This window comes from Bradyrhizobium sp. STM 3566 (assembly GCF_045571445.1).
Lineage (GTDB): Bacteria > Pseudomonadota > Alphaproteobacteria > Rhizobiales > Xanthobacteraceae > Bradyrhizobium > Bradyrhizobium vignae.
This window is the reverse complement of sequence record NZ_CP120692.1, coordinates 6,240,147-6,253,036: the sequence shown is the minus strand read 5'-3', so window position 1 is coordinate 6,253,036 and position 12,890 is coordinate 6,240,147. Positions and strand designations below refer to the sequence as shown.

Genomic DNA, 12,890 nt, shown 5'->3' with positions numbered 1-12,890 from the left:
TCGATGACGGAGGACTTGCTCGCAATGACATACTTAGCGTCACCTGCGGGCCATGCAATCGCGAACAGTCGGTTGCTGAACATCTAACAAGCGTCATGCTTATTCGTCGATCAAGCTCGGACTAGTGAGCGGCAATGCTCATTGGACGTCAAACCGGTCGGCCGGCCGCTGGTGATTGGCGGCGATAATCTGTCGCAAGCCATCCTGGCCTCGCTCAGCTCGCGCGCCCTGCGGAAAGCGCTGTCGCAGTCCTGACTATGTTAGCATTCGTTCGTCGGGAAGCGGGCTAGAGGGGCGCATCACCCGGTCTAAGCCTCTGTGATGGCAAGTCGATCCCAAAAGGGCGGGCGATGGTACAACACTTGCTGTGCTCTCCGCAGCTGTCGCAGCTTTTGGAGCAACACCGTGCACAATGTCGTCTGCATCAAACAGGTTCCGGACTCGGCGCAGATCCGCGTGCACCCCGTGACCAATACAATCATGCGTCAGGGAGTGCCGACCATCATTAACCCATATGACCTCTTCGCCCTCGAGGCCGCGCTGGAGCTGCGCGATCGGTTCGGCGGCGAAATTACGGTGCTTACAATGGGACCGCCATCGGCGGAAGATTCTTTGCGAAAGGCGCTGACTTACGGCGCCGATCGCGCCGTCCTACTCACCGATCGCTGCTTTGCCGGCTCCGACACCCTGGCCACAACGTATGCACTTGCAACAGCCATCCGAAAAATCGGCAACGAATATGGCCCGACAAACCTCATCTTCACGGGAAAGCAGACCATCGACGGCGATACGGCGCAGGTTGGGCCCGGCATCGCAAAGCGACTGGGCGTATTGCAGCTAACCTATGTTGCGAAGGTCAGATCCTTAGATCTCGCCGCCCATACAATTGAAGCGGAACGACGCTCCGAAGGTGGTGTTCAGGTGCTGCACACGAGGCTGCCGTGTCTGATCACAATGCTGGAGGCAACGAATCAGATTCGGCGCGGCGCGATGCCGGATGCCTTGCGTGCCGCGCGTGCCCAAATCGTTAAATGGAGCGCAAACGATGCCGGTATCGAAGACGTCTCCAAATGCGGCCTCAAGGGATCGCCGACCGTCGTCAAGCGAGTGTTCGCTCCCTCTGCGCGGGCTGAGAAGGCAGCGCTGGTCGAGGCCGGCGAGCAGCCGGCGCAGGCGTTGATAGACGCAATCTTCAAGCGTCAGCCGAAGCTCGAAACCGATCTTGCTGCACTTGTCCGTGACGCTTGATCTGGAGAGCCCATTCTGGGTGGCGGCTGGCTTTTCGCGGTCTGCTGTCTGGCGGCCGTGTCAGGTTCAATACATTTGCAATGAGGAGTCGGTCGCGAGAGTTTGTCAAAGCATTCAGACTGGGAGTGAGTGCACGAGTTGGCACGGTGATTGCTCTAAGCGTGCAAGAAGGCAGCGTAGTGGCGCTAGGGCGGTCCCTTTTTGAGAAGCGTGTGCCGGCCGGCAGCCGGCATTTCGCACAGCTTGCCCCCGAAGGCCCCACGGCCAGGTAGATGCGGATAGTCCTTGCAATGCTGTACGAAGCTCTTAGCAGTTCGATCAAATGGCAGGAGCAGCAACTGCGAGGGCCTGCGCGGCGCAATATTTCACCATGACTCTGCAAGCGAATGCTGACCGTGCCGGGAATTCGCGGCACCGGGATTTTCGTAAACCGGAATCCGTGTTGATCGCCCGTCAGTTGACCTACGCGTTCCCTTCGATGCGCGTGAGCAGGACTGAGCATGGCACTGTCTGCTACCGCGAAGGTGGCCACCAAGAAGTGCGCCTGGATGGTGAACGCGATCACAAGCCCATCGAAACTGACGAACTCGCGGTCGCCAATAGTCGGCCCGGATCCAAAGTGGCGCCGTCAACGATCGTTCTCTCCTCATCGCCAGGGGTCAAATGACATCTCGAGCATCTCGATTTACACCCGATCAGCCTCCGCAGATATGCTGCGAGTACTTGTCTGAGCAGGCGCGAGCCCTGTTCGGCCCGCACCCCTTCGCTGCGGAGATGTCCGAGGACCAGGTCGCTAACCTGCTGCCTGAATATCTGGCGATGTCACAGGCGTTCCCGTACCTGCAGGCGGGGTCGCAACGGGATCTCATTTTCGATGCAATGAAGCACAATCGGGATATTGCGAGGGACGTTGAACTGACCAGTGTGGTCGCAAATTTCATCTGCTGGGATGAGACGGGCGGTTATGGCCAAATTCTCCAGGGCGGCAAGGCGGCGCTACCCGATATCCTCGTGACTGAGAACTTCCACTCAAACCTGTTTAGAAAAGATGCGTCGCAACTCCTCCGCAGAGCAATACGACCCAACTACAGCGCCGCGACCAAGCGGTATCTGCATTCTCTCTATGCCGGATTGTCGTCGAAAGATCCCTTAGTGCGTTGCGCCCACATGGTCGCTTTTGAGCTACATGCTGCGGACATGATCCAGTCGCTATGGACGACTCTCGTCAAAACCTTTAATGCGCGGCCTGACGACCTGGAGTACTTCCGTAGCCATGTCGGCGGAGAAGATCCCGCGGAGAAGTATCACGGAGAAATGACAAGCCGGCTCATTGGCGAACTTGTCCCTCCTGACTGTAGCGCTCGCTTTTGGGATGAATTCCATCGAGCCTATCGGCTTAGCTTTCAGTGGTGCTGCGATCTGCTCCAAATTGCCTCACTCGAAGGAGATGATCACTCGGAGATCGAACACCGTGGCCGTTGTCATTGTGGTTCTGTCAAGTTCTACGTCCAAGCACCGCGAGAGCTCTCTGCAGTTCGATGCAATTGCTCAATCTGCCAAATGTCAGGATTTCTGCACTTGCTCGTACCTGACAATAAGGTCGGAATAGAGTGCGGCGAAGAATTTCTGACGGAGTATCAGTTCAACAAGAACATCGCTCGGCACACGTTTTGCCGGGTTTGTGGTGTAAAGCCATTCTATAGGCCGCGGTCGAACCCCGCCGGGTTCAGCGTGAATATTCGATGCCTGGATGACAGGACCATCGAACGCATAACAATAAGCGAGTTCGATGGCGAGCATTGGGAGCAAGCATTTGGCTCGATGCACCGGGGCCTGGAGTCCTGCAACGAACATGAAACCCTGGAGTGAATTCGAATGGCGCGCGCAATGAATGATAAGTCTCGTCTGCTTTCAGAAGAAGCGTTGACAAAATACCGTATTGAGCTGTTGGTGAAGGGGACGGTGGTGATCGGCCCCCAGATGTTATTCACCCAAGATGAGTTGGCCAAGATCGATCAGCTGCAGACTGAGATTCCCGAAGAAGAAGTGAGGGAGGGAGATGCCGGCGACTCGCACAATGTTTTCGTCAAACGCGTGAGGGTCGACCCGCCCGGCCGCGCTCCTAGCGATGTGAGCGGTGCAGCTCCAGGGCAGATCATGGAACTGCTGGAAAGGAAAGACCGCAGCTTCGCGCTAAGAAAGATCTTGGGAGCAACGTCGGATTACGTGATTCGCCGGTGCCAAACGCATCGGATGCCTCCTGGTTCGTTTGTTGGCATTCATCTGGATGCTGCGAGCGATCCGGATTTCGAGTACGCGGTCATTGTGCAGCTGGCGAGGGACTTCGAGGGAGGTGAGTTCGTGGTATATCCAAGCGGGTACGAACACCAGGTATTCCGACCGCCATTTGGCGCCGTGCTTGTCACCACATGTAAGCTCCGGCACGAGGTGAAGCCTGTGCTGTCCGGCGAACGCCGATCGCTGGTCTACTTCTGTTCAAAACGCAGCGGCGCGAACCGCCGGATCATCGAAAACTCTACCGCTGGCGTGTGAGGTGGGGTGGCTGAGATTGCTTTTGAATGAAGTTGGTAAGGGGTGAGCTCTCAGGAGAGGGGGTAGCTTGGCCTTCTTGTGCTCAGACGATCCCTCGCAAACGCTGCCAAAATGCCGGTCGGAAGTCATCGCAATCCTTGATGCCTGTAAAGGCCACCACGCGTAATCCTAGCCGAGGTTGCTCAGAGTAACTGCGGCAAGCCATCGTCGCTGCGTCAAACCGGGAGGTGTGTCGGCGCGCGCTATCGTGTACTCGCGCTTCGCGTAGGAAGCCCTGTATTGTCGTAAGGTTCTCCACAGCAATCAGACCTAGCAAACAGCCGAATGCTCGGCCCGTTTGGGACGGCACCTGCGCGCACTGGGTCTTTGGAACGGCCATCAGAAGAGAAGACTCTTCTGAAGCTCCCTGATCCCGCTCGGCCTTTTGCTCGACCGTCCTGCGTCAGCCGAGTCCTAAGTATTTATTTCGACAGAGAGAATGGATGGACTTTACCTCAACTCGGGGGGCTCCAGCAGTCGGGCAGCGGGAGCCCGCAAGAAAACTTGTCGGTTTCCTCGTCGGCAGATGCCGCGGCTTTCGAACAGCAGTTGCGGGAGATCGCCAATGCAGGTGGCGGCGTGCCGATGCAAGTCTCTATTCATCAAGCCAGCGCATCCTTGCCACGCGGTCGAGAGCAGGGACAAGTTCGGATTAATTGAGCGGTTGAAGATATATTCGCTGGGATCTCAATCAAACCATTCGCAGTAGCCGCTGCTCCAGGTCGCGGGCCGCCGGCCTATTGCGCGCAATCACAAGGCACTCCACCGTGCCAACCTCTGCGTCGGAGGCAAGCGGGATCACGCCCTCCTTGCGTGTGGGGTCGAACAGAAATCCGTCCTGGCTGAAACGCTCACACGCTGTTTGGAGGGATCGTGATCGAACATTTCTTACGGATAAAATAACGTTGCGACCGGAATAGTCGAAGCCCAGCAGCCGGACCGCAATGCTGTGTAATACCGAGCCGCCACCCCAGCGGCCGTTCGCTTCATTAAACAGCAGCCGTCCGTCATCCGCGAAAATGGCGTCAATGTTGATCATTCCGCGATATCCCAGGTTTCGCGCAAGCGCCACGAATCGGTAGGCATGCGCCTGTGCGATCAACCATTGCTCGTTCCCCAGGTCGCTTGGAATCTCAAGTCCTGTCCAGATCAGAGCTCTTTCGGACCGATCGGCGCTTTTACGCAGACGTATGTTTCCACTGTTCGTGAAGACGATTGAACCATCATTCTCAATTTCATACTCGAGATAGAACAATGACTTGGCCAGGTGGTACGACTCCACGACCAGCGTCTTACAAGATGCGTTTGTCATCTCAGACCAAAGCGCGTCAGGATCAAACGAGGGCCACGGAATTCGCCGGGTATCTCTTGCCCCCGGTAGTGGATCGCTTTCGTTGCCGGTCAGGATGACGTTTCCGACTCCACCGGCTCCATTGTCCAGCTTTACAATGACGCTGCCAGTCTCGGCTCTGAGGGAAGTAACAGCTCTGGATAGTTCGTTTGGGTCTGCCGTGACGGAACCATTGGGCAGCGGAAGTGCGACGCTTGTCGCTAATTGACGGAAGTGGCTCTTGCGGTTCAACAGATCAGGCCCTCGCTGCAGAGCGAAGTCGCCGCCGGTCTGCGGTATGCCCAACATGGCCGCCAGGCGTGCGACACCTTCGGTAGTGTAACAGGGATATAATCGCCAGGTTGATTTCTGACGAATATGTCTGTTGATGCGCTCAACAACAGTCTTGGACAGAAGTGTGCCATCATCAAGGACCGGTGATTGGCGGCCACCTTCAGGTACAAGGAGACAGAGACTCGATGCGTCGAAATCGAGCGTCGCGCCAATGAAGGAGAGCAGATCCGCCGGGATGTCTACCGGGGACACTATCAGGTCACCTTCATGAGCAAACCACGCCGAACGGTATGCCGAATTGGCGGCGAGCGAGAGTTGAGCTCGCGTCAGATCGACGCCGGACATTTGAGCTGTACCGGCATTCATGATCAGGATCCGCGGCATGCGCGACCTCCGGGCATTTGGGCGCGATCAGACAGGGATCGTGATGCCAATAATGGTGAACTTGGTACGTCTTGGTGAGCACTAAGCGAAGTTTGATTTGGCGCCGTCCCGCTCCGAGAGAGGATAGGTCGATGCTTTCTCATCGACCATTGCAGCTCTGGATAATTCCGCCTGCTGATGCTGAGGATCGCGATCCGGTCTCCCTTCTGAACGCCGCGCTGATTGAAGGAGCGAGCGATCCGCTCAGTCTTTCCGTTGAGGCTGACGAAGCTGAGAGTGCCCTTCGAAATGGATCGCAGGTTTGTCGGAGCATGCACACCGGTTCGGTCGATCAGGCGGCAGAGATCAAGCTCGTTATGCATGCGACTCAGGCCCGCATAGTATTCTTGCCGCGAGTTGCTTTCGCCTCAGCCCAGAATTGCTTGGCGAGGCCCCGATCACATGCTTTGCCCTTGTGCCTTGGGATGACGCGGCATTTGATGGTTCTCATGGGTTGCGAACAATGGACACTGCTTGAGGGCTCGCGGCCGATTGATCACTCTCTCTGTTCTGCTGGGCGGCGGCCGTGTGCATCTGTCCGTAGTGGTAGGCACACCATGAAGAGAGTTTCTTGCCGCGTCTTTGATATACAGGCTCGCCGCACATATAGGCCTCTCTGGCGTCTCCATCTTTGAAGCCGATGATGCAACGGCATTGGCCTTCAATATGATCGATTAACAGGACCTTCTTGACCCCGTCGGGCTCTTTCAACTTGCTGCTCCATAATCCCAAGCGATATCTTCCGATGAATCGAGATAGGTGCCCTCCTCAAGAACGTACAACTTAACGTTACGTCCGATTCAAGCCCTTTTATGCAACGTTATGAACGGGACTGGGGCTCCAAACCGGGGCGCCCGACCGGTCTGGTGTCCCACGCATTCAGCGCTGCGATTTGCGTCAAGAAAGTTCGTCTGCTTTTGAGATCAGGGTCGCTGATGGTAGCCGTTCGATGGATCGCATCGGATGAACCGTCTCGAGATGGCTCAACACCAAAATGCCCGGGACGGGCCTGCCCCCAAGAGGAGCGGGTGATCAAATGATTGCCGCAGCCGTCACGCCCCGCAACGCGCTCGACGTTGGCCGGTAGGTCGCGATCCCCTGCTGCGACGACCCTGGCCAATTTGTTGATCTGATCTGGCCGCTCCGTCGGAGATTCGATCACGACCCAGGTGCGAATGCTCTCAAGGATCGGGGCGATCTCGAACGCGCTGCTGAACATAGTTGTCTGACGCCTTGGCATTCGATTGTCATCGCTTCCGCAAGATCATGACATGACCATTTACTCACATCGGAATCGAGCCAGAAGGTCTAGAGAGGCTCTAACGGTTGTGACTCAAGGCGTGCCGTTGATTCCGTCCTGCTGCCGGAACGATGCTACTCGCCTGTCGATCACAACTGATCTACCAAAGCTGGTAGTTTTCGACAGGCCGCACATCGGCGCTAGCATAGACAAACAAAGCGCCGAAATCGCTGGAGCTCATGAGACCGTTCAATACGAGCTCTAATCCTTGAAACCAGTCGCAGCCCAGGCAATTGTTTGAGTCGGATCGGCAATCGCGGCGGTAGCACTGAGAACTGCCGCCGCCACTGTTTTCACGGGGCTCTCATCAAACAGGAAGCGCCCTGAGCAACCCGGCGACGCGCCAGTGCACATGCAGCCGCGGTCGCGATCCGAGTAGGCGAGGCTGGAGTCTCGCTGGACCCGTGCGGATGGGATGATGCCGATCGCGGTACGGCGCGCGCCTGCCAGATTGTCTCGGGATGTAGACGGCATCGGTGCACCTAATGCACTTTTAGGAGAATACGTCTTTTTGCATCGAGAAGATGCTCATCGAGTGTGGCGTGCAGCGCACCGCGCAGCTCCGGCGGGATCGAGCTATCTGTGTCGATCAACTCCCGAAACTTCCGAATGATGTGTTCCATCACTGCGATAGACCCGAGTGTTTCAATCCTCTGCGAGGACATCATCGATTCTCTCCTTTGGCGCGCGGCGTGCTTGATGGCGGGTCCTCACCTCGGCGGCCCGGGGTGAACAGGATTTCGTCGACAAAAAAGTGGGCTCTCGGGCCGCGTGCTCGGCGCAAATTGCTTTCGTGCGGGCGAGCATAGGCGGCGCACGCTCCTTGAAATCCGCAGAGCTGGTGCGCATTCGAGGCCGCAATATTTTCGCACTCGTGATCCGCAGACTTGATCGCAATGGAACATCGGCCCGCTCGGCTGTCAGGCGTTCGAAACCGCGATCAGGCGCTTCAGTCGACTGGCTGCGGCGCCGCGATCAAGTGATTCTTGCCCAAGTGCTACGCCTTCCTGCAGTGTCGAGGCCCGCCCAGCCACGACCAACGCCGCCGCAGCGTTCAAAAGAGCGGCGTCGCGAAATCGACCTGGTATGCCATCAAGCACATTTTGCAGCGCGACGGCACTAGCCTCCGCATCCCTGCTCTCCAGCGCGTCGTTGCGGCAGCGGGCGAGCCCGGCTTCTTCGGGCGTCACTTCGAAGGTGCGGACTATACCCGCCTCGAGCGCAGCTACAGACGTTGGGCCGGTGAGGGTTATTTCCTCGAGCCCGTCCGAGCCATGAACAACCCATACCGACTCGGCGCCAAGGTTCTTCAAGACGTACGCCAGAGGCTGCACCCATTCAGGAGAGAATACCCCAACGATCTGCCGCTTGAGCCCCGCCGGGTTGCACAGAGCCTCGGCCAGATTAAAGATCGTATGGGTTCCAACCGCGCTCCGGATCTGCCCGATGCGCTGCATCGCCGGATAATGCACGGAGGCAAACATGAAGCCGATACCGGCTTCCTTCAAGCAACGTGCGATGGCCTGAGGCTTGAGATCGACCTTCACACCGAGGCGCGCCAGCAGGTCTGCGGCGCTTGAACCCGAAAACGCAGCGCGGTTGGCATGCTTGGTCACAGGAATGCCGGCCCCGGCGACGATGAAGGAAGCACATGTCGACACGTTGGCCGAATACATAAGGGTCTCGCTCGTGCCAGCCAGACCGACGGGGTCGCATGCCGCCTCGACCCGCGGCGCTCTATTCCGCATCGCCCAGGCGGCGCCGGTGACTTCTTCGACGGTCTCGCCCCGGACGCGCATCCCCATCAACAGAGCACCGATTTGCGAGGGAGTTGCGTCACCCGACATTATGCTGTCCAAGGCTGACGCGCTTTCCTCACGCGTCAGAGTGGCGCCCGTGGCAACTTTGCCGATGATCGATCTAAGCACTTCCATCGAACTTTACACGCTTCCTTGTCCAAACCTCGAGCTCTTCCGTACAGCGAGACATTGTTCAAGAGACCCAGGCACCGATTGCCTTGATGCAGTCGCCTGCCCCAGCGGCACGGCCCAATCGACGCTTGAGGCGGCAGTCGGTTGAGTGTGGGCACAGCTTGGCGAGGCTACAACCTGACGCTACGTGAGGGTCAAGCTCTCCATTTCTGGCCGCCACATCTTCACCTCGAGTTGCTGCTTTTATGGCCAGTGTCTCGCGCGGAGATCACGTAGCGACATTGCTGACTGAGGCTCGCTTGCTTGGATCTCAGGCAGGCAGTGATAGCGGAGCGATCTGGTATGTGGCTGCTACAAAGGCGGAACACGTCATCCATGCAAGCCTCTTTTTCTTCTGCGGTCGGTGTTTGATCGCCCGCTTTGACCGGCTTTGGGATTGCCACTGTCATTGCCACGACAAGGGCAATGGCGCAGTGGAGTGTGAGGCGCGAAGTGAACTGAGTTGTTTGATCTTGAGTCATGATTTACCTTCAAGGCCCGTGTGGCTGCGTTATTGTTCTTCCTGCGCGAAGCGCAACATGACCTGTCAATCGGGAAACAGGCCGGAACTGCTTAAGGACATGCCGGCAAGCTCGTTCTTCCGCCTTTCTGGTCCGTACGGTGCAGGTCATTTGTGCGGAACGACAGAAACGATATCTGCCGTAGCGGCAGAGCACCATTAAGAGTGGAGGCACTAGCGGCTGAGCTGGTCCTGCAAGTGATCATCCTGGATCTTCCGTTGATGCAGTGCATGCCCTAATGGCGCGAGGCATTGCTTGAGCGTGACTTGTGCTTAGGTGCTCTGGCGCAACCTACTCGCCAGCCAACTAATGACGCCGTAGCAGGAGGGACGCCGGGTTGAAGGGCCTGCGCCAGCTATCGCGCGGAGAGAGCAGGCAGAAGCGCAGGTGCACTCAAGCGACTGTTGATGATGCACTCGTCGTTTGGAGGGAACCATGATGGCGCGCGCGAGGACGATGCTTGGTGTAATTGCGCCGGTGTTCCGCGTTAAGTGAAGACGTTCGGTGGGCGATCTGGGATCGAGCCTCCGTCTCGCGTCCGTTCCGGTGAGGCAACGGTCAGGGGACCGCCTGCCGTGCAGATCTCGAAACGCGCGACTTCGTCCAGCCGCGACAGGAATAGCTCCGACGCAGCGCGGGCAAGGATGCTCCTGTAGGATCTTATCGTCCTGAGTGAGGCGCGCCAGGTGAGGCTCGATGTTTGAAGCATTCGTAGTACTCATGACGTGTTCGGGACGGTCTGGATTGTCGGACGTGTCCAGGATCGTACAATCTAACGCTACGTGCGATTCAAGTCCCTTCGTGCGTACGATCGTCTGAGGATGTCGGGATGTGCATTCTTCGTTCGAGCGTCGGCTCAAACGCGCGCTGAGGCCCTCGAGAATAGCGGCTGTGCGCGGCGAACGTCTGCTTCGGAAACCGAGGCCGCGAGCGTCGCTGCTACGTGATTATACGGAGCGACGGTGTCGCACTTCTTTGATCTGCGAGTTGCATGCTCTCGGCATGAATCCGAAAAGTAAACTCTACCAGCCCGACCACTGGCGAGGCCGTGCGGAAGCAACGCGAAAGAAGGCGGAAGCGCTCGATGACGGAAGAGCCAAAGACAGGCTGCTTAAAATTGCCGAGGAATACGACAAGCTAGCTCGGCGTGCGCAGATGTGGAAGATGCACAAAAACGAGGACGATATGTGGCCCGAGGAAGAGCTGTAAGCGTCGCTGACGCCCCGGCCTGTTGATCGCTACTCGACCAGTGGCGCCCCAATGTCGCTTAGCAAGCAAGTCAGCGGCTGAGGGGTACCGCAGTGCGTCACCCTACGGTCCTGTGCCGCGCTCCTGATCGCGACACGTAAGGGAAGGCGGAGCAGGTCTGCTCAACGCCCGTCAGGTCGAGCTATTCAGTCAGCTTTCTCGAAAGCTAGTTCTCATATCACGAAAATGCGAAACCCTAGATATGTTCCGGTCAATGCTTGGCGCTTAGCGCGGAATCGCGGATGACGTCCGCGCGGGGACGTGTTGAGCTGTTAGAGGTCAGTGTTTGGCACTTCGTCCCGGCTGCAATGGCAATCAGTTTCGCCTAAACCCGAGATATCTGCGTCACGCCTCAATTGTTCCTTTGCGCCGTGGATGCGCATTTCCAGGTAGTCGCGCGAAGTATTCGCTGGAACCGGAGTCTGTGAAAGAGCTCGCCACGTCCGATCGATTCTGCGCATAAGGTGCGGCTGCGGCATGCGGGAGACGTCCGAAAGCCCCCGGGGGCTTCGTCCGACAGATTGCTTCACAAGAACGCTGCGACGATCCAGTAGATAGCTGCCCAAAGCAGCGCATTTATAAGGAGTGCGGCCAGCGGCCAAAGATTCCACCTCGTTTGCGCCCGCCCGGAGCGATAATCGCCTCCGTAATGCTTGATCGTTCTGTGCTTTGGTGTGCGCCAATGCGTCATTTCATCAAGTGTCGCGCTGGTCCACGGAAAAATGCCGGGCTTTGCATCCCTCGTACCACTCATAAGTTCGCAGGCCTCTTTCATAGGAGAGTATCAGAATCGTTGTCTGTTGCGCGGCGAGCATCCGGCCGATGGGATGCTCGTGTATCGTCGGTACACTTAAGGCCGCTTTCCGTCTCCGCAGCAATCGACATGCCAAGACGGAGAAGTATCGGGACCGCTGTGATGCAAGCAAAGGCGCGTCTGTCGTGCGTTGGCGACACAGAGCCGCTGCCCGAGGTCGGGTTCGCGACGTCCATGTCTGAAAGACGACACCCGCGTTAGCAGCAAACGCGTGAGCGCGTTCGCGAGCGCCATACCGTGAACAATGAGTGAGGAACTTCCATCGTGGTGAAACAGGGAGAGCGGACGACCGTCGCACTAAATGAGATCGACTAATCATTGTTTCTGACCGTTAGCTTACGAGAGACGTCGATATGGCAGGCAATGCGCTGCATGTTTTCAACTCAAGAACGGTTCATGTCAGGCGCTCGCGGCTCTGTTACAGGCCTGTTCGGCTTTACCTCGTACAATTCAAGCCGAGTTCATATAGACGGCGCATTGGCAGTATTCGGACTCGAGGACAAAACGCGGATAGTCAAATGCTACAGTCTTAGCGAGCATTGACACGGCCTCGAAGCACCAACTGATGCCAGCACTGGTTTTGCGAATCGTCATCGAATGTGGATGTCGAGCGCAACTACAGGGGCGCGCCATGATTAGGACCAATTCATTGAAGAGGGGGTGGCTGCCAAGAGCCGCCAAGTTCTCGTGTTCAGGCAGGTCGCCGTCGAACATGAACGGGCGCTAACGCTTGCATGAAGCGCGAGAGAGCGGTGGCGGACATTATTGTTGCTGATGCGCGCTCTGTTCGGCCATGTGCGGCCAATACTGGCTGGCATCGATGAGCAAGATGCTTCGCATAAGAGAAGCTTGAGGACAGAGTTGCGTTGTGAGCGGGAAGGTGCAATCGGCGGACTGAGTTGCCATCGCGCGCATCGTGCTGCCGCTCATACTCAAGCAATCGGTGGCCCTTGAGAGCGTTCGTCGCCCGCAGTGAAAGCATTAAAAGAGCATAACAGGAGAACGAGTGATGATGGACATCTGCGGATTTCTCAGATGGTGCACTGAAGAGTGGTCTAGGAGCGCTGGGCCGAGGATCGAGCTGATTGACGAGTTGCGAGACAACGTCGTCCGCGTCGAGCTCAAGGCCATCCGAGAGGCAAAGGAGCGG

The 12,890-nt window shown here is 57.4% G+C and carries 9 protein-coding genes and 1 pseudogene; 5 read left to right on the top strand and 5 right to left on the bottom strand.

The genetic code is table 11. From position 1 onward, the window contains the following. Positions 1–405 precede the first annotated feature (405 nt). The 4 genes from P6U27_RS30040 to P6U27_RS30025 all read left to right on the top strand — a co-directional run bounded on the left by P6U27_RS30040 (position 406) and on the right by P6U27_RS30025 (position 3,801). Positions 406–1,248 carry an electron transfer flavoprotein subunit beta/FixA family protein gene (locus tag P6U27_RS30040; protein ID WP_122405180.1) on the top strand — a complete coding sequence of 281 codons (843 nt, stop codon included), beginning with the start codon at positions 406–408 and terminating at the stop codon, positions 1,246–1,248. A 322-nt stretch (positions 1,249–1,570) separates the two neighbouring features. Further along, the gene (locus P6U27_RS30035; protein WP_209294505.1) at positions 1,571–1,915 is read left to right on the top strand and encodes a hypothetical protein; all 345 of its coding nucleotides are present in this window, start codon (positions 1,571–1,573) and stop codon (positions 1,913–1,915) included. Between the two features lie 56 nt (positions 1,916–1,971). Next, positions 1,972–3,117 carry a GFA family protein gene (locus P6U27_RS30030; RefSeq protein WP_407193016.1) on the top strand — a complete coding sequence of 382 codons (1,146 nt, stop codon included), beginning with the start codon at positions 1,972–1,974 and terminating at the stop codon, positions 3,115–3,117. 6 nt (positions 3,118–3,123) lie between these two features. Further along, positions 3,124–3,801 (top strand): 2OG-Fe(II) oxygenase, encoded by a 678-nt coding sequence (locus P6U27_RS30025; RefSeq protein WP_122405178.1) that lies wholly within the window; start codon positions 3,124–3,126, stop codon positions 3,799–3,801. Between the two features lie 730 nt (positions 3,802–4,531). Here P6U27_RS30025 and P6U27_RS30020 read toward each other — a convergent pair. The 5 genes and pseudogenes from P6U27_RS30020 to trpD form a co-directional block, all read right to left on the bottom strand. Beyond that, positions 4,532–5,848, bottom strand: a complete 1,317-nt coding sequence (locus P6U27_RS30020; protein ID WP_407193015.1) for a peptide ligase PGM1-related protein — start codon at positions 5,846–5,848, stop codon at positions 4,532–4,534. A 486-nt stretch (positions 5,849–6,334) separates the two neighbouring features. Continuing rightward, positions 6,335–6,598: a hypothetical protein gene (locus P6U27_RS30015; protein ID WP_145987060.1), complete on the bottom strand. Its 264-nt coding sequence runs from the start codon at positions 6,596–6,598 to the stop codon at positions 6,335–6,337. Positions 6,599–6,823: 225 nt separating this feature from the next. Next, a pseudogene (locus P6U27_RS30010) lies at positions 6,824–7,106 on the bottom strand (M20 family peptidase); the annotation flags it as partial. A 563-nt stretch (positions 7,107–7,669) separates the two neighbouring features. Continuing rightward, positions 7,670–7,855: a hypothetical protein gene (locus tag P6U27_RS30005; RefSeq protein ID WP_122405176.1), complete on the bottom strand. Its 186-nt coding sequence runs from the start codon at positions 7,853–7,855 to the stop codon at positions 7,670–7,672. A 252-nt stretch (positions 7,856–8,107) separates the two neighbouring features. After that, the gene (gene trpD / locus P6U27_RS30000) at positions 8,108–9,121 is read right to left on the bottom strand and encodes an anthranilate phosphoribosyltransferase (RefSeq protein WP_407121537.1); all 1,014 of its coding nucleotides are present in this window, start codon (positions 9,119–9,121) and stop codon (positions 8,108–8,110) included. A gap of 1,559 nt (positions 9,122–10,680) precedes the next feature. Between trpD and P6U27_RS29995 the strand changes: the two genes are divergently transcribed. Beyond that, a complete protein-coding gene (locus tag P6U27_RS29995; RefSeq protein WP_174221600.1) occupies positions 10,681–10,887 on the top strand; it encodes a hypothetical protein in 207 nt (68 codons plus the stop codon). Positions 10,888–12,890: the final 2,003 nt, after the last annotated feature.

What these genes read in the sequence shown, in the direction of transcription:
- P6U27_RS30035 (WP_209294505.1), top strand. Translation starts at nt 1,571, where the DNA reads ATGGCAGGAGCAGCAACTGCGAGGGCCTGCGCGGCGCAATATTTCACC.
- P6U27_RS29995 (WP_174221600.1), top strand. Translation starts at nt 10,681, where the DNA reads ATGAATCCGAAAAGTAAACTCTACCAGCCCGACCACTGGCGAGGCCGT.
- P6U27_RS30025 (WP_122405178.1), top strand. Translation starts at nt 3,124, where the DNA reads ATGGCGCGCGCAATGAATGATAAGTCTCGTCTGCTTTCAGAAGAAGCG.
- trpD (WP_407121537.1), bottom strand. Translation starts at nt 9,121, where the DNA reads ATGGAAGTGCTTAGATCGATCATCGGCAAAGTTGCCACGGGCGCCACT.
- P6U27_RS30005 (WP_122405176.1), bottom strand. Translation starts at nt 7,855, where the DNA reads ATGATGTCCTCGCAGAGGATTGAAACACTCGGGTCTATCGCAGTGATG.
- P6U27_RS30020 (WP_407193015.1), bottom strand. Translation starts at nt 5,848, where the DNA reads ATGCCGCGGATCCTGATCATGAATGCCGGTACAGCTCAAATGTCCGGC.